Origin of the sequence: Pseudomonas sp. BIGb0558 (assembly GCF_024807515.1) — a bacterium.
GTDB classification, from domain to species: Bacteria; Pseudomonadota; Gammaproteobacteria; order Pseudomonadales; family Pseudomonadaceae; genus Aquipseudomonas; species Aquipseudomonas yamanorum_A.
Genome location: NZ_JANUEW010000003.1, coordinates 110,937 through 133,508, shown reverse-complemented (window position 1 = coordinate 133,508; position 22,572 = coordinate 110,937). Strand labels below are relative to the sequence as shown.

Below are 22,572 nucleotides of genomic sequence, written 5' to 3'. Positions count from 1 at the left end.
ACAGGCGAAAAAAAGCCCGGCCTAAGCCGGGCTTTTTTCTACAACTCAGTAATTACTGAGCTGCTTGTGCTTCTACCGAGGCTTCTACGCGACGGTTGATAGCACGGCCAGCTTCAGTTGCGTTGTCAGCAACTGGGCGGGATTTGCCATAACCAACCGAGCTTACGCGGTTAGGAGCAATACCGTCTTTGACCAGGACTTGCTTAACAGCGTCAGCACGACGCTGGGACAGCTTCTGGTTGTAAGCGTCAGGACCGACGGAGTCAGTGTGACCTTCAACAACGGTGGTGGTTTGTGGGTACTGTTTCATGAAGTCAGCGAGGTTTTTCACGTCGCCGTAGCTGTTAGGCTTAACAACCGACTTGTCGAAGTCGAACTTCACGTCCAGCTCAACACGAACAACCTGAGCAACCGGAGCTTCTGGCTCTGGAACTGGCTCTGGAGCTGGTGCTGGGGTAGGAGCTGGAGCAGTTTTGCCAGCGTTGCCGCCGAAGTTTACGCCCAGACCAACCAGTGCGGAGTAATCCCACTTGCCGTTGTCCAGTGCGTAGTCAGCTTCAACACCAGCACGTGCGAACAGGTTGTCGGTGAAGTAGTACTTCACACCAGCGCCAGCGATAGCCAGGGTCGATTGATCGCGACCTTTGTGACCATCAGCTTCTACGTTGGTACGGCTCTGGTGGCCGAAACCGCCCTCTACGTATGGACGCAGGGAGTCGACACCAGCTTGACCGAAGTGGTACTGGGCAGTAACGCTGCCGGTATCACCCTTGATCTTCTGGCTACCGGTACCGTCGTTCGAACGGGTGTGGTTGGTAGTGTCGTAGTTCAGGTTGATCGACACGTCGTCGGTCAGGAAGTAACCGATGCTTGCGCCAGGATTGAAGCCGTCTTCGATATGCTTGACGCTATCGTTGAACTGCTTTTTGTAGAACAGCTGGCCTTCAACTGCGCCTTGACCTTGTGCCAGAGCGCCGAAGGAAGTAGCAGCAATAAGAGTACCAATGGCCAAGCCCAAGGTGTTTTTCAGTTTCATCCGTTAAATCCCCATCTGGTGATTGTAAAGCAGTCCCACATACCGGGGGACAACTCGGCGACAAGTCTAACAGAACTTGCCTACACGTAAGAGATATTTGCCACGCACTAAGTTTCAGTACTGCCCGCAAATTTCTCACGTAATTTATCAAGAGCGCGTTTGTAACGCATTTTTGTAGCACTCAAACCCATATGCATGATGTCAGCAATTTCCTGAAATTCCAGCTCTGCGACAAATCGTAGCACCAGAATTTCCCGGTCAATCGGATTCACATGCACCAGCCAGCGATCGAGTCCGCCCTTTTCTTCCGGGGTTGGCGCCTTCTCTTCAGACGCTTCCTCAAGGGGGTCCAGACTCAAAGCATCCATCAAGCGACGCTTTCGCCGTTCCTTCCGATACTGCGTGATGCACTCGTTGTACGTGATGCTATAGAGCCATGTCTTGAACTTCGATTTGCCCTCAAAGTTCTTCAGGCCGTAGAGCACCTTGAGCATCACTTCCTGACAGACATCATCCGCATCTCTATCGTTCCCTAAATACCTTGAACAAACGTTGAACAGAGTGCGTTGATACCTGCGCATCAATTCTTCATACGCGCGTGTTACGTGAAACAGCTCCGTGTGCGAGCGCGCGACCAACTCCTCATCAGAGAGCTCACGGGGGTCATAGCGCGTGGACAGCGTTTGGGCTTTATTCAAAACAAGTCGTGCCGACAGTCAGGTCAATGTCCGCCTCAGCCTGGATACCCAGGATTGCGGCGGCGTACATTAGCAGGGTTTGCCGGGTTAGCGGCTAGTCACATGCTGTTCCAGCAGGATCCGATTCGAAAGCGACACCAGCTCGCCATCATCCGTCAGCACTGTTGTCTTGACCGTGCCGATCTCTTCGATCTGCCCTTCGACCTCGCCCACACGCACTTGTTGCCCAACCTGATACAGCTCACGCACATAGATTCCCGCAAGAATCTGCCCGGCAATTTCCCGGCTTCCCAGACCCATGGCCAGCGCAACGGCCAGACCAACGGTAATCAAAACAATCACAATCACATGGTTCAGCAGGTCAGTCTTGACCTCCAACTGGCTGATCGCGACCGAAATACTGATGATAATCACCAGGCCTTGAGCGATTCGCCCCAAGCCACTGGCGTAATCCAAACCCACACCTTCTGCCGCTCCGCGCACCAGGCCATTGGCCAATTGCGCCAGCAAAACCCCTACCAGCAACACCAGCGCGCCACCGAATACCTTCGGCAAATACAGCGCCAGCATGTCGAGCGTAGCTGAAACTCGCTCAAGTCCAAGGGATTCAGCCGCAGAAACCAGAAAAATCAGCAAAACAAACCAATAAACGATCTTGCCGATCAATGTCGAGATCGGCACCTGCAGCCCGGCACGCCCCAGAATCTTGGTCAGGCCGGTACCGCCCATCAGTCGATCAAGACCCAGCTTAGCCAGCAATTTGGAGAGCAGAGTGTCGAGCAGCTTGGCCACGACAAAACCCAGCAGTACCACCACCAGGGCACCAAACAGGTTGGGAATGAAATTCGCCACCTTGGTCCACAGCGCAGTCATTGCAGTTACCAGACTCTGGGTCCAGAGATCGAGTTCCATATTCATTCAGCCTTATCAGCAGTGCGAGCAAGAGGTTTACGACGGGAAATCGGTGAAACATGGGCCGAACCGTTGTTCAGGGCCATCATCAATGCCGGCAACCAGCGGCCGAGCAGACCGAACAGGTCCCCCGCCCCGACCTGGCGGTTGGCGGTTTTCAAAACGCGACCCAGGCAAGCATCGTCGTCCCGGTTGGACGGCGAAGCGTTAAGCATGTCACGCAAAGACTGTTCGAACGGATCGTGCATAAAGACCTCTCGCAAGTGATTTAAAAGACGAGGGTAAAATTCTTCGGGTCACATGACCTCTTTCCACGTTCAGGTCACATTCAGGTCAGACCCAGCGTAAACGTCGAAACAACCACCATTGCCCGACCGCCACCGAGACCATCATCAGGCAGGCAATCAGGAACCCGTAAGGGCTGGAAGAGAACGGAATCCCCCCCACGTTGATCCCCAGCAAACCGGTCAGAAAACTCATCGGCAGGAAGATCCCGGTGATGATCCCGAAGCGGTACATGGTGCGGTTCATGCGCAGGCTCAAACGCCGGTCTTCGGTCTCAAGCACAAGCCCCACGCGCTCCCGGGCCAATTCCAGCTCTTCCAGGTAACGGGTCAGGCTGTTGTTCAATTCGTTCCAGTAGTCAGCATCGTCATCGCAGAACCAGGGCAACTTGATCCGGGTCAACTGCGCGAAAATATCCCGTTGTGGCGACAGGAAACGTTTCAGCCCGGCGGCGCGCCGACGGATCTGCAAAACGCTGCCATGCTCCGGGGTATACCGTTCGTCGGCATCCAGTTTTTCTTCTTCGATATCGACGATTTCGGACAGATCACTGACCAGATCCTGGACCTTGTTGGTCAGGTACTGCGCCATATAAAGGACCAGTTCCGAGGCAGTCTTGGGCCCCTTGCCATCCGCCAACTGCACCAGCAACTCATCGGTGGCGCGTAACGGGCGCAAGCGCAGGGAGATCACCCGCGCCGCCGAGGCAAAGATGCGCACCGAGACCATGTCTTCCGGTTCGGCGCCTGGGTTCAGGTTGACCCCGCGTAAAAACAGCAGCAGTTCGGCGTCCGGCAACGGCAACAGGCGTGGGCGGGTGTTTTCCTCCAGCAGCAGGTCACACGCGAACTCGCTCAAGCCGCTGGATTTGCGCAACCAGGTCTGGGTCTGGGGATGGCTACGGTCCCAATGCAGCCACAGGCTTTCCTGAGGCTGCAGTTGCAGCGCATCAAGCTCTGTCCGGGCAATCGAACGCGCGCCACCTTTACCGTCCAGCACCAGGGCATGCACCAGCCCCCACTGCGCGTTTTCTTCCTCGAACATCCTCACCCCTGTCGGCTACTGCTGTTTATTCAGGCATTTTCAGCGGGCTGGGAGAGACGATCACACCGTTATTGTCGGCGTACACGTACTCACCCGGGCGGAAGGTCACGCCAGCGAAGGTCACCGCCACGTTCAAATCGCCAATGCCGCGTTTGTCAGTCTTCATCGGGTGGCTGGCCAGGGCCTGTACACCCAAATCGGTCTGGGCAATCACGTCGACATCGCGGATGCAGCCGTAGATCACCAGCCCTTCCCAGCCGTTTTTCGCGGCTTTCTCGGCAATCATGTCGCCCAGCAATGCGCGGCGCAGGGAACCACCACCGTCGACCACCAGCACCTTGCCGGCGCCATTGAGTTCGGCTTGTTCCTTGACCAGGGAATTGTCTTCAAAGCACTTGATGGTCACGATCTCGCCACCAAAGGAGTCTCGGCCGCCGAAATTGCTGAACATCGGCTCAACCACCTGCACCAGCTCCGGGTAGGCGTCACACAGGTCGGGGGTAAGGTAATGGTTCATCGAGAAACTCCTGTAGGTGAAAGAAGGTGTCAAACATCCCACTGTTTACTTACATCTGGAAACGCTTTGCCATGAAGGTTCTTTAATCCGGGCCGAATAGTCGGGCCCATAGGACAGCGACGCAAGACCCACTACGCGACTGAATATGACCAGAACCATCCGATGCGTCATATCTTAGCCGCTACGAGAAGCAAGCGAAACGCCCCTGATAGAGCCTCCCGCTCAAACCTGTGCCAGTTCCTGCGTCTGCGCGCCCGCCAAAGGTGTGAGCGGATCTTTCAACCAACGCTTCACCAACGGCCACACTTCTGCCTGAGCGGCCTTGCTGACGAGCATCTCGACATGCCCGAAATCCCCGCTGAACCCTTGCTGGCGCCCCAGGCACAAGTACTGGCGATGCTCGGAGCCGACTTGCTCGAAGAGCTTGCGACAGGCCCAGTCCGGGTCCTGGTGATCGCCGGCAGCGCTCACCGCCAGCAGCGGAACGTCGACCTCAGCCAGGCCCTTCCACCAATCCTGCTTGCCCTCGCCAAAGCGGCCGAACAGGCCATTCCAGCGCATCGCTTCAATCAGCACGCCTGCCGGCTCGTCCTCCGGGCCGCGTTTCAATCGCGAGCCAGACAATTGGCCAAAGCGCTTCAAGAGCAGGCGACCGGTCCATTCCACTGGCGGTAGTTTCAACGGCCAATGGGTGCGACTGACCTGGCAGCCAAACAGCGCCACCGAGGCTACCGCCGGCGCGCCAAGGTGCTGCCCGCCCAGGGCCGCGGCCAGGGTCGTGCCACCCAGGGAATGTCCGAGCCAGTGGGGGATCTGCCCACTTTGCTCACGCACAAAGGCGGCAATGGCCGGCAAGTCGTAGCGAGCATAGTCGGCAACGCGGTTTTTGGCGTAGTCGTGGTTACGTCGGGACAGCCCGTGGCCGCGCATTTCCGGGATCCACACGTCGAACCCCTCGCGGGCCAGGTAAGCGCCCAGGCCGATGCCCTTGGGCGAATACCAGAAGCGTCGGTTGGAGAAACTGCCATGCACCAAAACCACCGGCACGCCCCGGTTTTCCGGGACATCAGCCAGGCCAAGGCGGGTCACGGCCAGCTCGACGGTGCCGTCAGGGCTGTTGGCGGGCTTGAGGCGATACACATCTTCACTCAGGTCGCCACGACGCTCAGCGCTGATCAAGGCGACGGGAAACAGGTTGCTGCTGCTTTGCATAATGCTCTTGCACAAAAAAGGGCGGCGTCCGGATGGAGTTCCGCCCTGTACAGAATGAGAAATGCCGGCCAACCGCAAGGTTGACCGGCACTTGGGGGTGTTACGTATTACGCCTGGGCTTGGCCTTCAGCCAGGAAGAACCAGGTTTCCAGTACGGAATCGGGGTTCAGCGAAACGCTTTCGATGCCCTGTTCCATCAGCCATTTGGCCAGGTCCGGGTGATCGGAAGGGCCTTGGCCGCAGATCCCGATGTACTTGCCAGCCTTGTTGCACGCCTGGATGGCGTTGGCCAGCAGCTTCTTGACCGCAGGGTTACGCTCGTCGAACAGGTGGGCGATGATCCCCGAGTCACGGTCCAGGCCCAGGGTCAGTTGGGTCAGGTCGTTGGAGCCGATGGAGAAGCCGTCGAAAAATTCCAGGAACTCTTCGGCCAGGATGGCGTTGGACGGCAGCTCGCACATCATGATGACGCGCAGGCCGTTCTCGCCACGGGACAGGCCGTTTTCAGCCAGCAGGTCCACCACCTGGCTCGCCTCGCCCAGGGTGCGCACGAACGGCACCATGATTTCGACGTTGGTCAGGCCCATTTCGTTGCGCACGCGCTTGAGGGCACGGCATTCCAGCTCGAAGCAATCGCGGAAGGCTTCGCTGATGTAACGCGAGGCACCACGGAAACCCAGCATCGGGTTTTCTTCTTCCGGCTCGTAGAGCTTGCCGCCGATCAGGTTGGCGTATTCGTTGGACTTGAAGTCCGACAGGCGCACGATGACCTTTTTCGGGTAGAACGCCGCCGCCAGGGTGCTGATGCCTTCCACCAGTTTCTCGACGTAGAAGCCCACCGGGTCGCTGTAGCCGGCGATGCGCTTGTCGACGCTTTCCTTGATGTCCGGCGGCAGGCCGTCGTAGTTCAGCAGGGCCTTGGGGTGCACGCCGATCATGCGGTTGATGATGAACTCCAGGCGGGCCAGGCCCACACCGGCGTTCGGCAACTGCGCGAAGTCGAAGGCGCGGTCCGGGTTGCCGACGTTCATCATGATCTTGAACGGCAGGTCCGGCATGGCGTCGATGGAGTTTTGCTTGATGTCGAAGCCCAGCTCGCCTTCGAAGATGAAGCCGGTGTCGCCTTCGGCGCAGGACACGGTCACGCCCTGGCCGTCTTTCAACAGTTGGGTGGCGTTGCCGCAACCCACAACTGCCGGGATCCCCAGTTCACGGGCGATGATCGCCGCGTGGCAGGTACGCCCGCCACGGTTGGTGACGATGGCGCTGGCGCGTTTCATCACCGGTTCCCAGTCCGGGTCGGTCATGTCGGAGACCAGCACGTCGCCTGGCTGGACCTTGTCCATCTCGGACACGTCCTTGATGATCCGCACCTTGCCGGCGCCGATGCGCTGGCCGATGGCACGGCCTTCCACCAGCACGGTGCCGGTTTCTTTCAACAGGTAGCGTTCCATGACGTTGGCCGAGGTGCGGCTCTTCACGGTCTCAGGGCGGGCCTGAACGATGTACAGCTTGCCGTCGTCACCGTCCTTGGCCCATTCGATGTCCATCGGGCACTTGTAGTGCTTCTCGATGATCATCGCCTGCTTGGCCAGCTCGCTGACTTCGGCGTCGGTCAGGCAGAAACGCGCGCGTTCGGCCTTGTCGACATCAACGGTTTTTACCGAGCGACCGGCCTTGGCCTCGTCGCCGTAGATCATCTTGATCGCCTTGCTACCCAGGTTGCGGCGCAGGATGGCCGGACGGCCGGCTTCAAGGGTGTGTTTGTGGACGTAGAATTCGTCCGGGTTCACCGCGCCTTGTACGACGGTTTCGCCGAGGCCGTAGGCGCCGGTGATGAAGACTACGTCGCGAAAGCCCGATTCGGTGTCCAGGGTGAACATCACGCCGGCCGTGCCGGTTTCCGAACGCACCATGCGCTGCACACCGGCAGACAGAGCCACCAGCTTGTGGTCGAAACCCTGGTGTACACGGTAGGAAATGGCGCGGTCGTTGAACAGCGAGGCAAACACTTCCTTGGCCGCGCGGATCACGTTTTCCACGCCGCGGATGTTCAGGAAGGTTTCTTGCTGACCGGCAAAGGAGGCGTCCGGCAGGTCTTCGGCGGTGGCCGAGGAGCGCACGGCGACGGCCATGTCAGGGTTACCGGCCGACAGCGTGGCAAACGCGGTGCGGATCTCGGCGTTGAGCTTCTCGGGGAACTCGGCTTCCATGATCCATTGACGGATCTGGGCACCGGTCTTGGCCAGGGCGTTGACGTCATCGACGTCCAGCGCATCGAGCGCGGCATGGATCTGATCGTTGAGGCCGCTCAACTCGAGGAAATCACGGTAAGCCTGGGCGGTGGTGGCAAAACCACCTGGCACCGATACACCGGCGCCCGCAAGATTACTGATCATCTCGCCCAGGGATGCGTTCTTGCCCCCTACGTGCTCTACATCATGGACGCCGAGCTTATCGAGGGAAACTACGTACTCTACCAAGGTGATCTCTCCACTTTCTGTGTTGGAAAAGCTCAGGACGCCGGCGGCTCAGTAGGAGCAGTTACCGGCGTTTGTGGCCTGGACCTGGAAAATAAGTGAGAATGCGGCCCACTGCGGGACGGCAAAATCGCGCCTATCATATCCAAGATTCGTCATCAGCTTAAGGCCCAAGGCTCAAATGAAACGATCTGCTTTCTTTATCTCCGACGGCACCGGCATCACAGCCGAAACCCTGGGTCAAAGCCTGTTGGCGCAGTTCGAAAACATTACCTTCAGCAAATTCACGCGACCGTATATAGACAGCGTGGATAAAGCGCGAGCCATGGTACAACAAATCAATCTGGCGGCCGAAAAAGACGGATTTCGTCCGATCATTTTCGACACCATCGTCAATCAGGACATTCGTGAGATCCTCGCGACCTCCAATGGTTTCATGATCGACATCTTCTCTACCTTCCTGGCGCCGCTGGAACAAGAGTTAAGTGAACATTCGTCATACTCCGTCGGAAAATCTCACTCCATTGGCCACAACTCCAACTATATGGAGCGGATCGAGGCGGTGAACTTCGCCCTCGACAACGACGACGGCGCCCGCACCCACTATTACGACAAGGCTGATTTGATCCTGGTGGGCGTGTCCCGCTGCGGCAAGACGCCGACCTGCCTCTATATGGCCATGCAATTCGGGATTCGCGCGGCCAACTACCCGCTGACCGAAGACGACATGGAACACTTGACGCTGCCTGCCGCCCTGCGCGCGCACCAGCACAAGCTGTTCGGGCTGACCATTGACCCGGACCGGCTGACGGCGATTCGCAATGAACGCAAGCCCAATAGCCGATACTCCAGCTATGCGCAGTGCGAATTTGAAGTGCGGGAAGTAGAAAATCTGTTCCGCCGGGAGAATATTGCGCACATCAATTCCACGCATTTTTCGGTGGAAGAGATTTCGGCGAAGATTCTGGTGGAGAAAGGGGTGGAGCGGCGGTTCAAGTAATCTTCATGGCCTGAACCAGCGCTATCGCAGGCAAGCCCAGCTCCCACATTGGAATGCATTCCCCTGTGGGAGCCGGGCTTGCCCGCGATGAACGATAACGCGGTCAACCTGCCTATAGGTGAAACCGCCCCCCACCCTGCCCCAACGCCGTCGCCAGCGCATCAAACCCATCCAGCAGCAACTGATCATCCCCCGACGTATTGCAGATGCTCGCCCGGATAAACTGCGGCACCGCCGTCTGCCCCACCGCAAACGCCTCGGCGGTGGCAATCAGGTAATTATTCTGCTTCAGCTCCGCCTCGATTTCCGACGCGCGCCAAGGCTCCGGGACTTCGATCCAGAAGTGCGGGCTATTGAGGTGGGTGCGGTACTCCAGCCCGATCAGCAACCCTTCAACCAACGCCTTGCGCCGGCTGATCTCCTGGATCTGCTGATGCAACAGGTGCTCAGCCGTACCGTTTTCGATCCATTGGGTCGCCAGTTCCAGGGTCACCGGGGTGGCCATCCAGCAGGTTGAGCGCAGGGCCGCGGAAATCCGGCTGACCAGCGCCGGCGGCGCATGCACGTACCCGACGCGCAACCCGGCCGACACCGCCTTGCTCAGGCTGCTGATCAGAATCGTACGTTCCGGGGCGAAATAGCTCAGGGGCGGCGGACGATCTTCCACCAGCACACCGTGGGCCTCGTCCTCAAGAATCAGCAGATTGTGCTCACGGCACACCTTGACCAACGCCTCCCGACGCGCGACCGACAGCACCGCAGTCGTAGGATTCTGGATGGTCGGCGTGCAGTACAACGCCGACACCCGGTGATTGCGACAGACTTCATCCAGCGCCCCCGGCAGCAGGCCTTCTTCATCCATTTCCAGGCCGATGAGGCGGATTCCCAGCATCCGCGCGGCGGTGATCAGCCCCGGATAGGTCAGTTGCTCGGTGACCACCGTATCGCCGGCCCGCAGCAGCGCCATCAGTGCGCACAGCAGCCCGTGCTGGCCGCCGTTCACGCAAATCACCTGCTCGGGAATCGGGTGGAAGTCCCGCTGCACCAGCCACTGTGCGCCCGCCGCACGGTAACGCGGTAGCCCGGCGTCCGGGGTGTAGGCACTGATGTCCTGCAAGAACTTGGCGTTGGTGGCCAGGGTCTGGAAGCTCTGGGCCAGGAACGTGGTCTCCTGCCCCGGGATATGCATGTTGCGGCTCATATCAAAGTATTGCCGCGGCTCATCGCTGAAGTTGCGAAAGCCTTCATCCCGCTGGCGCTCCATCCCACGCTTGCGCACGAAGGTGCCGTCACCCACGCGCGCCACCACCAACCCCAGCCGTTCCAGCTCACCGTAGGCGCGGCTGATGGTGCCAATGGTTACCCCCAGATTGTCGGAAAGCACCCGGTGAGGTGGCAGTTTTCTTCCCGGTTCAATCAAGCCTTCAAGAATGCCCCGCTCCATGACATCGGACAGGCGTTTGTACTTCACGCCCTGCCCGCTGGAGAGTCCTTCTCGCATAATTGACACCATGTCAATATTTGTTTTGACAGCCATCATTCGCCCTAATAGTGTGCTTTTACGGGTTCAATCACCGAATCAAGGCACTCAATATAGAGGTCAATTCGGTCTCATGGAAGCAATGTCACGATGCCAATGTCCGCCGTTCTCGAAAACGCTGAAAAAACAAAAACTCACAAGCAGTGGTTGGCTGGGCTGATTACCAGTGTGATGTTCCTGATTGTGTGCCTGAGCTGGGGCACCACCTGGCTTGGGATCAAGATCGCCGTGGAAAGCGTGCCGCCGCTGACCTCCGCCGGGCTGCGCTTTCTGATCGCGTTCCCGCTGTTCCTGTGTTTTGCCTGGGTGCGCCGCGAGCCGATCCTGTTTCCCCGGGAGAGCCGCTGGTTCTTCGTGTTCGTGACGCTGTCCTACTTCAGCGTTCCGTATTACCTGCTCAACTACGGCGAGATGCATGTCTCGTCCGGCCTCACCGCCCTGCTGTTCAGTTGCATGCCGGTGTTTATCCTGATTTTCTCCGCGTTGTTCCTGCGTGAGCGCATCTACTTTTCCCAGGTGGTCGGTATCGCCATCGGTTTCGGCAGCCTGTACATGATCATCAAGAGCCAGGGCCTGCACCTGGACCATGCCGAGTTCTTCGGAGTGCTGGCGATCCTGGCCGCCGCGATCATGCATGCCTTGTGCTACGTGATTACCAAGAAACAAGGCAGCGCCATCAGCGTGATCACCTACAACACCCTGCCCATCGGCATCGCCGGGCTGATGCTGTTTGTCGCCGGGCTTTGGTTTGAAACCCCGACCTTCGAAGACATCACCCTGCGTTCCTGGAGTGCGCTGTTCTACCTCGGCCTGGTGGCCTCGGTGGGTGGTTTTATCGTGTATTTCATGCTGCTCAAGCGCCTGAGCCCGATCATTTTGTCCTTCGTGTTCATCATCTTCCCGGTGTTCGCCGTGATCATCGGCAGTTGGTACGAAGGCGTGCAGATTTCCAAGGACCTGATGATGTATTCGGCGATCCTGCTGGCCGGTTTTGCGATTACCAAGCTGCCCATCGAAAAGCTCCTGGCGAAGAAAAACTGAGATGAAGGTCCTGAGCCCAAGCGCCCTGGAGCAGATTTACGCCCACGCCGACCGCAGCTATCCCGAGGAATGCTGCGGCTTTGTTTTCGCCGATGGCAGCGTGTACCTGGGCAGCAATATCCAGAACGAGTTACACCGCAAGAACCCCGAGATGTATTCACGCAGCGCTGCCAACGGCTACACCTTTTCGGTGGCCGACACGCTGATGATGAACAAGGCGTTTCGCAGTGATAACCCGGTGGTGGTGATCTACCACTCCCACCCTGACGTCGGCGCGTATTTCAGCGACGAAGACCAGGACAAGGCCCTCTTCATGGGCGAGCCGATCTACCCCGTGAGCTACCTGGTGGTGGATGTTCGCCAGGGCCAGACCCAAGGTTCCAAGCTGTTTGCCTGGGATGGCAAGCGCTTCGCCCAAAACCCCTTCAACGACCTGCAAACGGAGTTGTGCATGAACGCTGTCTCTTTCCCCGACATCCTGGTCCGCGTGGCCAAGCTGCCAGCATCGACCCTCGAGGGTGCCGGATCGACATTGCGCGAAGTCATTGAAAACCTGTGCACCGAGCACCCGCAATTGCGGGCGCACCTGCTCTACGAGAACAACCAGCTCAAGGAGCACTTCCTGTTTACCGCCGAGGAAGAGCTGATCGACGCCAACGACACATTGCCTGAGAAGGCAAAAATCGAGGTCCTGCTGGCCACCTCCGGCGGCATGGATGTGGATCAACTGAGCAACGAGGAAGTGCAGCGCTACGTGCGCCACATCACCCTGCCCGGCGTCGGCCGCGAAGGCCAGTTGAACCTGAAGAAAGCCCGCGTGCTGATCATCGGCACCGGCGGCCTCGGTTCGCCCATCAGCCTGTACCTGGCGGCGGCCGGCATCGGCACCCTGGGGCTGGTGGATTTCGACGTGGTGGAAAGCAGCAACCTGCAACGCCAGGTCGTCCACGGCAACAGCACCCTGGGCCTGCCCAAGGTCGAGTCCGCCAAGCAGCGCTTGCAGGACCTGAACAGCCACATCCAGATCAACACCTACGACACCGCCTTCAACACCGACAACGCCCTGGAACTGGTGGGCGCCTATGACCTGGTGATCGACGGCACCGACAATTTCGAAACCCGCTACCTCGTCAACGACGCCTGCGTACAACTGGGCAAGCCGTTGGTGTACGGCGCCATCTACCGCTTCGACGGGCAGATCAGCGTGCTCAACTATAAAGGCGGGCCGTGCTACCGCTGCCTGTTTCCCCAGGCCCCGCCGGCGGAACTGGCGCCCAATTGCAGCGCCGGTGGCGTCATCGGCGTATTGCCGGGCGTGGTCGGGATGATCCAGGCCACCGAGGCCATCAAGCTGTTGATCGGTATTGGCGAACCGCTGTCGGGCCGGCTGATGCGCTTTGATGCACTGGCGATGAAATTCAGCGAGATCCGCTTCAAGCGCCGCGCCGACTGCCCTTGCTGCTCGGAACTGCGCCACAGCCAAACCATCGCACCCGCCGTCTGCGCCGATGCCATGCCAAGCCAGCCGTCGCTCGCCGAAGAGCGCTACATCAAGCCACGGGTACTCAAGCAACTGCTCGAACAACACAGCAAGGCCGACGTGCTGCTGGACGTGCGCGATGCCAGCGAGCTGGAAGTGTGCAAGTTGCCGGGGGTGGTGCACATCCCCCTGGCCGAACTCGACGGGCAACTCGCCAACCTCAGCCGCGACAACACCCACTACCTGATCTGCTACGCCGGGACCCGCGCGGAGCAAGCCGCCAGCACCTTGCTGGCCGCCGGCTTCGCCAACACCAAAGTACTGCAAGGTGGCATGAAACACTGGGTTCGCGACGTCGAACCCGACATGCCTTTGTACTGATCAGCGGCCATGGGTTCTTACTTGATGTTGCATAACTCGATACTCGACGCCATTGGCCAAACGCCTATCGTGCGCCTGGAACAGTTTTCCGAAGACCTCGGCATCGAGGTCTACGCCAAGCTGGAATCCCTCAATCCCGGCGGCAGCCACAAGGCGCGCATCGCCCTGGGCATGATCCTCGACGCCGAGCGCCGGGGCATTCTGATCCGTGGTTCCGGGCAAACCATCATCGAGCCCAGCGGCGGCAACACCGGCATCGGCCTGGTGATGGCCGGTAATGTGCTGGGCTACAAAGTGGTGCTGGTGATTCCCGACAACTACAGCCCCGAGAAGCAGAAACTGCTGCGCCTGTACGGCGCCAGGGTGGTGCTGTCGGACAGCCGCCTGGGCAACAATTCCCACGGCGAAAAGTGCATGGAGCTGCAGCTGGAAAACCCCAGCTACGTGATGCTCAACCAGCAGCGCAACGGCGCCAACCCGCAAACCCACCGCGACACCACCGCCCGGGAAATCATCCGCGCCTTCGGCGACAAGCGTGTGGACTACTTCGTCAGCGGCATCGGCACCGGCGGCCACATCACCGGCATCGGCGAAACCCTCAAGAGCGCCTGGCCGACGATCCGCGTGATGGGCGTGGAGCCGGAAGAATGCGACCTGCTCAGCGACCGCCACGCGCCGCACCATATCCAGGGCCTGTCCATCGGCTTGATCCCGAGCATCCTCAACGTCGCGATCATTGACGGGATGCTCAAGGTATCGCGCCAGGAATGCCTCGACATGATCAAACGCATCATGCGCACCGACGCCATCAGCCTCGGGCTGTCGTCGGCCGCCAACATGGTGGCCATCGCCAAGCTGGCACCGGAACTGCGCACCGACACCGTCGTGCTGACCATGGTCTACGACAGTGCCGACAGCTATTTGCCCTGTTTTGAATAACAACTATTGCGGGGGTGCCTCCATGGGGGGCTTTATCGACATGCAACAACTGCACGATGAGTTGCTCACCCACCTCATCACCACGCTGGCGCCCGCGCAGTTGAAGCAACTGGAGGAGCACCTTGGCACGCTGGTCCAGACAGCGGCCCAGGCGGTGGCCGAAGACCTGATCGCCTATGCCTGGCGCGACCCGGCCTCCCGTGGGCGCGGGGAGCTGATCCTGGAATCCTATGCCTCGTTCAAGGCGGTGCTGTACTACCGGCTGGCGCACCAGGTATGGAATTTCCCGGACAAGGGCGACGGCGCGTTTTGTGCCATCGCCCTGAAACTGAGCAACCAGGGCAAGATTCTGTCCGGCGCCGAAATTCACCCCGCCGCCCGCATCGGCCGGCGCTTTGTGCTGGACCACGGCTACGGCACGGTCATCGGCGAAACCTGCGAGATCGGCAACGACTGCTACATCCTCTGCGGCGTGACCCTCGGCGCCCGGGGCATCGCCAACAACCCGGACGGCAAGCGCCATCCACGCCTGGGCAACAACGTGGAAGTCGGTTCCGGCGCGCGGGTGCTGGGCTATGTGCTGATCGGCGACAACGTGTTCATCAGCCCTTCCTGCGTGATCACCCAGGACGTGCCGGCCGGTACCAAGGTCAAGGTGGTCAACCAGATCCAGCTGCAGAAAAACGACGAGTCGGACCACAGCAACTACCTCGGCGCGTTCGCCCTCGACGAACGCCTGCACGTGGTGGGCGAGGTCAACGCCAGCCACAAGGTGACGGTGCTGGACGCCGACTTCCATCCCCTGCCCGGCCTGCTGCTGGAACCCACGGTCAAGGAACGCCATCACCTGCAGTTCCGCCTGCGGCACATAGAAACCAACAGTTACCCGCCGCGCCTGCCGCTGAACCTGAAAGTGACCGGGCCCGAATTTGAAATCACCCTGCTCTCTCCCCCTGGCTTAAGCGCGATGGTTCGTCGCCTGCTGCAAGCCAGCCCACTGATCGTCGGAGGTTGAACATGTCCGTGCACACCATGGAAACCCTCGCGCTGTTCGACAGCGCGCCTTACCAGAACGCTTTCAGTGCGCGGGTGATTGCCGTCAGTGAACAGGGGATCGCCCTGGAGCACACGCTGTTCTATCCCACCGGCGGCGGGCAACCAGGCGACACCGGCCACTTCATACTGCCCGACGGCAGCCGCGTCGACATCACCGGCACCGTGCGCGACCCGGTGCTGCGCTCGATCATCTGGCATCAAGTGGAACACTGCCCCGAACAACTGGCCGCCGGGATGCAGGTGGACGCAAGCCTGGACTGGGAGCGCCGCTACCAGCACATGAAAATGCACACCTGCCTGCACCTGCTGTGCTCAATCATTGATGCCCCTGTGACCGGGTGCAGCATCAGCTTCGACAAGGGCCGGCTGGATTTCGACCTGCCGGAAATGACCCTCGACAAAGAGACCATCACCCGCGACCTCAACGCCTTGATCGAACAGGCACACGCGGTGAAAACCCTGTCGATGCCCGCCTCGGAGTATTCCACCCTGCTGCAGATCACCCGCACCCAGGCGGTGGCACCGCCGGTGATCCAGGGTTCGGTACGGGTGATCGAAATTACCGGGATCGACATCCAGCCTTGCGGCGGCACCCATGTGACCAATACCGAGGAAATCGGCCGGGTGTTCTGCGAAAAAATCGAGAAGAAAAGCAAACACAACCGCCGGGTGATCCTGCGGTTTGAATAGCCGCCGGGCAGCGGCTGGGGCGCCAACGACCTAGCCGCAGTTCGTACAGCAAACTGACAGCAAATTTATGTGCTTGTAACATTCAGAAACGTACAATCCCGCCAACAACGCCTCGTTGCCCTGACTCGCGAAAACAGCGCCCTTCCTTCCCGATGGGTCATTCGTGCAGCAGCTAAGCTCACTCCCAATACGCCCTGAACCTGAACGCTGCAGGAATGACTGCCTATGAAAAGAGTGCTCCGTCACTACATACCTGCGTCCACGTTGCGCTTGCTGCCCAACCGCTGGGACTTGGTCGCCCTGCCCCTGGTGATCGGCTTTTTACTGTTTTTCTCCATCACGGCCCGGGAAACCTGGGCGCCCATCGCTACCTTGCAAAGTGAAGTCATCTCGCTGGACCCGGCCAACCTGCCGGAATACGCGATGCGCACCACGATGCGCATGCTGGCGGCGATGGTTGCGGCGCTGGTGTTCACCCTGTTGTACGGCACCCTGGCCGCCAAAAGCCGGCGCGCCGAGAAGCTACTGGTGCCCGTGCTCGACATCCTGCAATCGGTACCGGTGCTGGGTTATATCTCGTTTACCGTGACGTTCTTCCTGCTGCTGTTCCCCGGGCGCGTGCTCGGCGCGGAGCTGGCGGCCATCTTTGCGATTTTCACCAGCCAGGCCTGGAACATGACGTTCAGCTTCTACCAGTCGCTGCGCATGCTGCCCCATGACCTGGTGGAAGTATCGACCAACCTGCGGCTTTCCGGCTGGCAACGATTCTGGAAGCTCGACGTGCCCTTCGCCATGCCAGGGCTGGTGTGGAACATGATGATGAGCATGTCCGGCGGCTGGTTTTTCGTGGTCGCCTCCGAGGCCATTACCGTCGGCGACAAGACCATCACCTTGCCGGGCGTGGGTTCGTACCTGGCCCTGGCGATTGCCCAGAAAGACCTGCACGCCGTGGGCTACGTGATCCTGGCGATGATTGTGGTCATCCTGATGTACGACCAGTTCCTGTTCCGCCCATTGGTGGCCTGGGCCGACAAGTTCCGCATGGAAACCACCGCCTCCCAAGGCGCGGCGCCGCAATCCTGGCTGTTGAACCTGATCCAGCGCACGCGCATCGTCCAGCGCATCCTGCGGCCTGTTACCCGCACCGTCAGCCGCCTGGGCAACAAACGCTTCAGCCTGGCGGGCGGTGCACTCAAGGCGCTGCCGGCAGAAACCCCGCAAGCATCAAAAGTGATCGACTGGGTGTGGGGCACACTCATCGCGTTGCTGGCCGCTTATGCGCTGTATCACATCGTGCAGTACGTCGGCACCGAGGTGACCTTGGCCGAAGTCGGCCATGTATTTTTGATGGGCCTGATCACCCTGTTGCGGGTGGCCGGCCTGATCCTGATCGCCTCGCTGATCTGGGTACCTCTAGGCGTGATGATCGGCTTGCGCCCGGCCCTGGCGGAAAAAATCCAGCCACTGGCGCAGTTTCTCGCGGCGTTCCCGGCGAACCTGCTGTTCCCGGTGTTCGTCATCGTGATCCTGCACTACAACCTCAACCCGGATATCTGGCTGAGCCCGCTGATTGTGCTGGGCACCCAGTGGTACATCCTGTTCAACGTGATCGCCGGCGCCAGCGCGTTTCCCAATGACTTCAAGGAAGCCGCCGCCAACTTCCGCATTCGTGGCTGGTTGTGGTGGCGCAAAGTGATGCTGCCGGGGATTTTCCCGTACTACGTCACTGGCGCCATTACCGCCTCGGGCGGTGCCTGGAACGCCAGTATCGTGTCCGAGTACGTGTCCTGGGGCCAGGACAACGTGGTCGCCCACGGGCTGGGCGCCTACATCGCACAGACCACCGCTGCCGGCGACTTCCCGAAAATTGCCCTGGGCGTGGTGGTGATGTCGATCTTCGTGGTGGCGTTCAACCGCGCGGTCTGGCGGCCGATGTACGCCATCGCTGAAAACAAACTTCGTCTGAATTGATGGGATTCGCTGAGATGACTACCTATACCGAGCATGCCGCCGACACCCCGGAAATCTATTCGTTGAAAAACGTGAACCGGGTGTTCGGCAAAGGTAAAGACGAGCTGCAAGTCCTCAGCGGCGTGGATTTGAGCCTGCACGAAGGCGAGATTGTCGGCATGCTCGGCCGCTCTGGCTCAGGCAAGTCGACCTTGCTGCGGATCATCGCAGGGCTGATCCAGCCCTCGTCGGGTGAAGTCCTGTACAACGGCAAGCCACTGACCGGCCCGGCCGAGGGCGTGGCCATGGTGTTCCAGACCTTTGCGCTGTTCCCGTGGCTGACCGTGCTGGAAAACGTCGAGGCCGGCCTGCAGGCCTTGCAGGTCGAGCGCAAGGAAACCCGCAGGCGCGCACTGGCGGCCATCGACCTGATCGGCCTGGACGGTTTTGAAAACGCCTACCCACGGGAACTGTCCGGCGGCATGCGCCAGCGTGTGGGCTTTGCCCGCGGGCTAGTGGTCAACCCGACCTTGCTGCTGATGGACGAGCCTTTCTCGGCGCTGGACGTGCTCACCGCTGAAACCCTGCGCACCGACCTGCTGGACCTGTGGAGCGGCAAGCAGCTGCCGATCAAATCGATCCTGATCGTGACCCACAACATCGAAGAAGCGGTGCTGATGTGCGACCGCATCCTGGTGCTGTCGTCCAACCCTGGCCGGGTGGTGGCCGAGATCAAGGTGCCGTTTGCACACCCGCGCAACCGCCTGGACCCGACCTTCAGGCAGATGGTCGATGACATCTACGCCCTGATGACCGACCGCCGCAGCGCTGACGCGAGCAGAGGTTTGCCTGAGCTGAAAATGGGCAGCCTGCTGCCCGAAGTCTCCACCAACCTGATGGCCGGCCTGATCGAAACCCTGGCCGCCGAGCCCTACAACGGCCACGCCGGCCTGCCGACCGTGGCCGAGCGGCGCTTGCTGGAAGTCGACGATCTGTTCCCGGTAGCGGAGATGCTTGAGCATCTGGGCTTCGCCGAACTCAAGGGCGCCGACATCACCCTCACCGACGCCGGCAAACTGTTCGCCGACTACGGCACCCAAGAGCGTAAAACCCTGTTCGCCGAACATCTGATCCGCCACGTGCCGTTGGCCGCACGCATTCACCAGGTGTTGCTGGAGCGCAGCGGCCATCGGGCGCCGCGGGTGCGCTTCGAGCAGGAACTGGAAGATTCGCTGACCGAGGCGTTTGTGGAGAAAACCCTGGAAAGCGTGGTGGCGTGGGGGCGGTATGCGGAGATTTTCTCCTATGACGACCATACCGAGACGTTCAGCCTGGATGATGTGGAAGGCAGCATGTAGCGACATGATGCCGACCACTTTCCATTGAACAACACAGAACAAATGTGGGAGCTGGCTTGGCTGCGATGGCATCACCTCGGTGTATCTGGAAGACCGAGGTGCCTGCATCGCAGGCAAGCCAGCTCCCACATTGATTGTGGTTTACATAGTGAGTGCCGTGGTGTTTTTCAGATCACGAACAGCTCAATAAAGCGGTTTACCGGGGTGGCCAAAAGCTTTTCCTGATCCTTGCACAGCGCAAAAATCTCGGCACTGCGCTGTGCGGTAAACCGGGTCGCCAGGTTGGCCTTGAACTTGTCCTCCAGCAACGGAATGCCATCCACCCGGCGGCGGCGGTGGCCAATCGGGTATTCCACGGCCACCTGTTCGGTGCTGGAACCATCCTTGAAGAACACCTGCACCGCGTTGGCAATGGAGCGTTTGTCGGCCTCCAGGTATTCGCGGCTGTAGCGCGGCTCTTCGACGATGACCATCTTCTCCCGCAGCTCATCAATGATCGGATGGGCCGCATGGAACTCATCTTCGTATTGCTCGGCCACCAGGTTGCCAAACGCCAGCGGCACAGCCGTCATGTACTGAAGGCAATGATCACGGTCCGCCGCATTGGCCAACTGCCCGACTTTGGAAATGATCCGGATTGCCGACTCGTGGGTGGTTATCACAATCCTGTCGATCTCATGCAGACGGTGCTTCACCTGCGGGTGCAGGGTCACTGCTGCTTCGCAGGCGGTTTGCGCATGGAACTCGGCCGGGAAACTGATCTTGAACAGCACGTTTTCCATCACATAAGTGCCGTAGGGCTGGGACAGGCTGAAGGCGCGCTTGTCTTCAGGCTTGAGCGCCAGGTCCTTGTTGGTGTGGCTGAACAGCACGTCATAAAAGCCCCACTGCGGCGCGCTCAACACACCGGGAATACCCATCTCGCCACGCATGGCGATATCGGCCAGGCGCACTCCGCGACTCGACGCATCCCCCGCCGCCCACGACTTGCGCGAACCGGCGTTCGGCGCATGGCGATAAGTACGCAGCGCCTGGCCATCGACAAACGCCTGGGACAGGGCCGACAGCAGTTGCTCACGGTTGGCGCCCATCAGTTTGGCGGTGACGGCGGTGGAGGCGACTTTCACCAGCAGCACATGGTCGAGGCCGACGCGGTTGAAGGAGTTTTCCAGGGCAATCACGCCCTGGATTTCGTGAGCCATGATCATCGCGTCCAGCACCGCCCGCACGGGCAGCGGCGCATCGCCATTGGCCACGCGCTTTTGCGAGAGATGGTCGGCGACTGCGAGGATACCGCCGAGGTTATCCGAGGGATGGCCCCATTCCGCGGCGAGCCAGGTGTCGTTGTAGTCGAGCCAGCGCACGATGCAGCCGATGTCCCACGCGGCCTTGACCGGGTCCAGGCGGAACGAGGTGCCCGGCACCCGTGCGCCGAACGGCACCACCGTGCCTTCGACGATCGGCCCCAGGTGCTTGGTGCACTCCGGAAAACGCAGGGCCAGCAGGCCGCAACCGAGGGTATCCATCAGGCAGTTGCGGGCGGTGTCCAGGGCGTCGCGGGATTCGATCCTGAAGTCCAGGACATAGTCGGCGATGTCCTGCAGGACCCGGTCATAGTCGGGGCGGTTGTTCTGGTCGACGTTGGCGCTCATGGCAGTACTCCAAAAGTTAGGGGTTGTTCCATCCTCAGGGTCAGGGTTGAAGTTTTATAAAAGGCAGGTCTTGGCGCCTGCCTGTGATCGTTAGAAAGAGTCGCCGGGCACGCGCACAAAACCTTCCATCAACACTCGCGCACTGCGGCTCATGATGGCTTTTTTCACGACCCACTCACCGTCGACCTGGCTGGCCTCGGCGCCCACGCGCAACGTGCCGGACGGATGTCCGAACCGCACTGCATTGCGCTCCACACCGCCCGCTGCGAGGTTAACCAGCGTGCCGGAAATCGCCGCCGCCGTGCCAATCGCCACCGCCGCCGTGCCCATCATCGCGTGGTGCAGCTTGCCCATGGACAGCGCCCGCACCAGCAGGTCCACATCGCCTGCCTTGATCGCCTTGCCGCTGGACGCCACGTAATCCGCAGGCTTTGCCACAAACGCCACCTTCGGCGTGTGCTGGCGCTGGGCCGCTTCGTCCAGGTGTTTGATCAAGCCCATACGCAGTGCGCCATGGGCGCGGATGGTTTCAAACATCGCCAGGGCTTTGGGGTCGCTGTTGATCGCGCCCTGCAACTCGGTACCGGCGTAACCCAGGTCTTCAGCATTGATGAAGATGGTGGGAATCCCGGCATTGATCAGCGTCGCCTTGAACGTGCCGACACCCGGTACTTCCAGGTCATCCACCAGGTTGCCGGTAGGGAACATCGAGCCACCGCCGCCCTCTTCTTCTGCCGCCGGGTCCATGAATTCCAACTGCACTTCGGCGGCCGGGAAGGTCACGCCGTCCAGTTCGAAGTCGCCGGTTTCCTGCACCGCGCCGCCGGTGATCGGCACGTGGGCGATGATGGTCTTGCCGATATTTGCCTGCCAGACCCGCACCACGGCCACGCCGTTTTGCGGAACCCGCGCCGCGTCTACCAGCCCGGCGCTGATGGCGAACGACCCCACCGCCGCCGACAGGTTGCCGCAGTTGCCGCTCCAGTCCACGAACGGCTTGTCGATGGATACCTGGCCAAACAGGTAGTCCACGTCGTGATCGGCGCGGGTGCTCTTGGCGAGGATCACGGTTTTGCTGGTGCTGGAGGTGGCGCCGCCCATGCCGTCGATTTGCTTGTCGTACGGGTCGGGGCTGCCGATCACCCGCAACAACAAGGCATCCCGTGCGGCACCGGGAACCTGGGCCGACTCGGGCAAATCCTTGAGGCTGAAAAACACGCCTTTACTGGTGCCGCCACGCATGTAGGTGGCGGGAATCTTGATCTGCGGTACGTGTGCCATGGTGGTCCTCATGGGCCGGG

Annotated in this window: 19 protein-coding genes; 8 read left to right on the top strand and 11 right to left on the bottom strand. The window is 60.2% G+C overall.

The annotated features are described in order from the left end of the window. Positions 1 to 52: 52 nt before the first annotated feature. The 8 genes from M2400_RS06660 to ppsA form a co-directional block, all read right to left on the bottom strand. Positions 53 to 1,036: an OmpA family protein gene (locus M2400_RS06660; RefSeq protein WP_259198828.1), complete on the bottom strand. Its 984-nt coding sequence runs from the start codon at positions 1,034 to 1,036 to the stop codon at positions 53 to 55. A 107-nt stretch (positions 1,037 to 1,143) separates the two neighbouring features. Further along, a complete protein-coding gene (gene sigX, locus M2400_RS06655; protein ID WP_003215014.1) occupies positions 1,144 to 1,734 on the bottom strand; it encodes an RNA polymerase sigma factor SigX in 591 nt (196 codons plus the stop codon). Between the two features lie 87 nt (positions 1,735 to 1,821). Then, entirely contained in the window at positions 1,822 to 2,646 is an 825-nt protein-coding gene (locus M2400_RS06650) for a mechanosensitive ion channel family protein (protein WP_008432650.1), read from the bottom strand. A 2-nt stretch (positions 2,647 to 2,648) separates the two neighbouring features. Then, on the bottom strand, positions 2,649 to 2,894 hold the full coding sequence (locus M2400_RS06645) for a CrfX protein (protein WP_259198827.1): 246 nt from the start codon (positions 2,892 to 2,894) through the stop codon (positions 2,649 to 2,651). An 85-nt stretch (positions 2,895 to 2,979) separates the two neighbouring features. Then, positions 2,980 to 3,975 carry a zinc transporter ZntB gene (locus tag M2400_RS06640; RefSeq protein WP_177122050.1) on the bottom strand — a complete coding sequence of 332 codons (996 nt, stop codon included), beginning with the start codon at positions 3,973 to 3,975 and terminating at the stop codon, positions 2,980 to 2,982. Between the two features lie 25 nt (positions 3,976 to 4,000). Then, positions 4,001 to 4,492: a ribonuclease E activity regulator RraA gene (gene rraA / locus M2400_RS06635; RefSeq protein WP_003215007.1), complete on the bottom strand. Its 492-nt coding sequence runs from the start codon at positions 4,490 to 4,492 to the stop codon at positions 4,001 to 4,003. Between the two features lie 222 nt (positions 4,493 to 4,714). After that, the gene (locus M2400_RS06630) at positions 4,715 to 5,704 is read right to left on the bottom strand and encodes an alpha/beta fold hydrolase (protein WP_177044741.1); all 990 of its coding nucleotides are present in this window, start codon (positions 5,702 to 5,704) and stop codon (positions 4,715 to 4,717) included. A gap of 107 nt (positions 5,705 to 5,811) precedes the next feature. After that, complete coding sequence (ppsA, locus tag M2400_RS06625) at positions 5,812 to 8,187, bottom strand: phosphoenolpyruvate synthase (protein ID WP_177044743.1); 2,376 nt, start codon at positions 8,185 to 8,187, stop codon at positions 5,812 to 5,814. A gap of 178 nt (positions 8,188 to 8,365) precedes the next feature. Between ppsA and M2400_RS06620 the strand changes: the two genes are divergently transcribed. Then, on the top strand, positions 8,366 to 9,184 hold the full coding sequence (locus M2400_RS06620) for a pyruvate, water dikinase regulatory protein (protein WP_010176424.1): 819 nt from the start codon (positions 8,366 to 8,368) through the stop codon (positions 9,182 to 9,184). A gap of 112 nt (positions 9,185 to 9,296) precedes the next feature. On the opposite strand, the gene M2400_RS06615 is transcribed toward M2400_RS06620, so the two are convergent. Then, positions 9,297 to 10,721, bottom strand: coding sequence for a PLP-dependent aminotransferase family protein (locus M2400_RS06615; protein WP_177044751.1), 1,425 nt, complete (start codon positions 10,719 to 10,721; stop codon positions 9,297 to 9,299). Positions 10,722 to 10,871: 150 nt separating this feature from the next. On the opposite strand from M2400_RS06615, the gene M2400_RS06610 reads away from it, so the two are divergent. The 7 genes from M2400_RS06610 (at position 10,872) to M2400_RS06580 (ending at position 19,619) form a co-directional block, all read left to right on the top strand. Beyond that, complete coding sequence (locus M2400_RS06610; protein ID WP_177045149.1) at positions 10,872 to 11,765, top strand: DMT family transporter; 894 nt, start codon at positions 10,872 to 10,874, stop codon at positions 11,763 to 11,765. A gap of 1 nt (position 11,766) precedes the next feature. Further along, the gene (moeB, locus tag M2400_RS06605; RefSeq protein ID WP_259198825.1) at positions 11,767 to 13,626 is read left to right on the top strand and encodes a molybdopterin-synthase adenylyltransferase MoeB; all 1,860 of its coding nucleotides are present in this window, start codon (positions 11,767 to 11,769) and stop codon (positions 13,624 to 13,626) included. A gap of 24 nt (positions 13,627 to 13,650) precedes the next feature. Continuing rightward, positions 13,651 to 14,565 (top strand): PLP-dependent cysteine synthase family protein, encoded by a 915-nt coding sequence (locus M2400_RS06600; protein ID WP_259198834.1) that lies wholly within the window; start codon positions 13,651 to 13,653, stop codon positions 14,563 to 14,565. A 22-nt stretch (positions 14,566 to 14,587) separates the two neighbouring features. Next, positions 14,588 to 15,580, top strand: coding sequence for a serine O-acetyltransferase (locus tag M2400_RS06595; RefSeq protein ID WP_177044755.1), 993 nt, complete (start codon positions 14,588 to 14,590; stop codon positions 15,578 to 15,580). Positions 15,581 to 15,582: 2 nt separating this feature from the next. Further along, complete coding sequence (locus M2400_RS06590) at positions 15,583 to 16,311, top strand: alanyl-tRNA editing protein (protein ID WP_177044757.1); 729 nt, start codon at positions 15,583 to 15,585, stop codon at positions 16,309 to 16,311. Positions 16,312 to 16,536: 225 nt separating this feature from the next. Next, positions 16,537 to 18,282 (top strand): ABC transporter permease subunit, encoded by a 1,746-nt coding sequence (locus M2400_RS06585; RefSeq protein ID WP_177044759.1) that lies wholly within the window; start codon positions 16,537 to 16,539, stop codon positions 18,280 to 18,282. A gap of 14 nt (positions 18,283 to 18,296) precedes the next feature. Continuing rightward, positions 18,297 to 19,619 (top strand): AAA-associated domain-containing protein, encoded by a 1,323-nt coding sequence (locus tag M2400_RS06580; protein ID WP_177044760.1) that lies wholly within the window; start codon positions 18,297 to 18,299, stop codon positions 19,617 to 19,619. 167 nt (positions 19,620 to 19,786) lie between these two features. On the opposite strand, the gene prpD is transcribed toward M2400_RS06580, so the two are convergent. Beyond that, entirely contained in the window at positions 19,787 to 21,271 is a 1,485-nt protein-coding gene (gene prpD, locus M2400_RS06575; protein ID WP_259198824.1) for a 2-methylcitrate dehydratase, read from the bottom strand. A 90-nt stretch (positions 21,272 to 21,361) separates the two neighbouring features. Further along, positions 21,362 to 22,552, bottom strand: a complete 1,191-nt coding sequence (gene prpF / locus M2400_RS06570) for a 2-methylaconitate cis-trans isomerase PrpF (protein WP_259198823.1) — start codon at positions 22,550 to 22,552, stop codon at positions 21,362 to 21,364. Positions 22,553 to 22,572: the final 20 nt, after the last annotated feature.

Bases quoted from the DNA above. Each gene is read 5' to 3' on its own strand.
- M2400_RS06640 (WP_177122050.1), bottom strand. From the start codon at position 3,975: ATGTTCGAGGAAGAAAACGCGCAGTGGGGGCTGGTGCATGCCCTGGTG.
- M2400_RS06630 (WP_177044741.1), bottom strand. From the start codon at position 5,704: ATGCAAAGCAGCAGCAACCTGTTTCCCGTCGCCTTGATCAGCGCTGAG.
- M2400_RS06600 (WP_259198834.1), top strand. From the start codon at position 13,651: ATGTTGCATAACTCGATACTCGACGCCATTGGCCAAACGCCTATCGTG.
- prpF (WP_259198823.1), bottom strand. From the start codon at position 22,552: ATGGCACACGTACCGCAGATCAAGATTCCCGCCACCTACATGCGTGGC.
- M2400_RS06650 (WP_008432650.1), bottom strand. From the start codon at position 2,646: ATGGAACTCGATCTCTGGACCCAGAGTCTGGTAACTGCAATGACTGCG.
- M2400_RS06580 (WP_177044760.1), top strand. From the start codon at position 18,297: ATGACTACCTATACCGAGCATGCCGCCGACACCCCGGAAATCTATTCG.
- M2400_RS06620 (WP_010176424.1), top strand. From the start codon at position 8,366: ATGAAACGATCTGCTTTCTTTATCTCCGACGGCACCGGCATCACAGCC.
- M2400_RS06645 (WP_259198827.1), bottom strand. From the start codon at position 2,894: ATGCACGATCCGTTCGAACAGTCTTTGCGTGACATGCTTAACGCTTCG.
- M2400_RS06595 (WP_177044755.1), top strand. From the start codon at position 14,588: ATGGGGGGCTTTATCGACATGCAACAACTGCACGATGAGTTGCTCACC.
- moeB (WP_259198825.1), top strand. From the start codon at position 11,767: ATGAAGGTCCTGAGCCCAAGCGCCCTGGAGCAGATTTACGCCCACGCC.
- prpD (WP_259198824.1), bottom strand. From the start codon at position 21,271: ATGAGCGCCAACGTCGACCAGAACAACCGCCCCGACTATGACCGGGTC.
- M2400_RS06615 (WP_177044751.1), bottom strand. From the start codon at position 10,721: ATGGCTGTCAAAACAAATATTGACATGGTGTCAATTATGCGAGAAGGA.
- M2400_RS06660 (WP_259198828.1), bottom strand. From the start codon at position 1,036: ATGAAACTGAAAAACACCTTGGGCTTGGCCATTGGTACTCTTATTGCT.
- M2400_RS06585 (WP_177044759.1), top strand. From the start codon at position 16,537: ATGAAAAGAGTGCTCCGTCACTACATACCTGCGTCCACGTTGCGCTTG.
- M2400_RS06590 (WP_177044757.1), top strand. From the start codon at position 15,583: ATGTCCGTGCACACCATGGAAACCCTCGCGCTGTTCGACAGCGCGCCT.
- rraA (WP_003215007.1), bottom strand. From the start codon at position 4,492: ATGAACCATTACCTTACCCCCGACCTGTGTGACGCCTACCCGGAGCTG.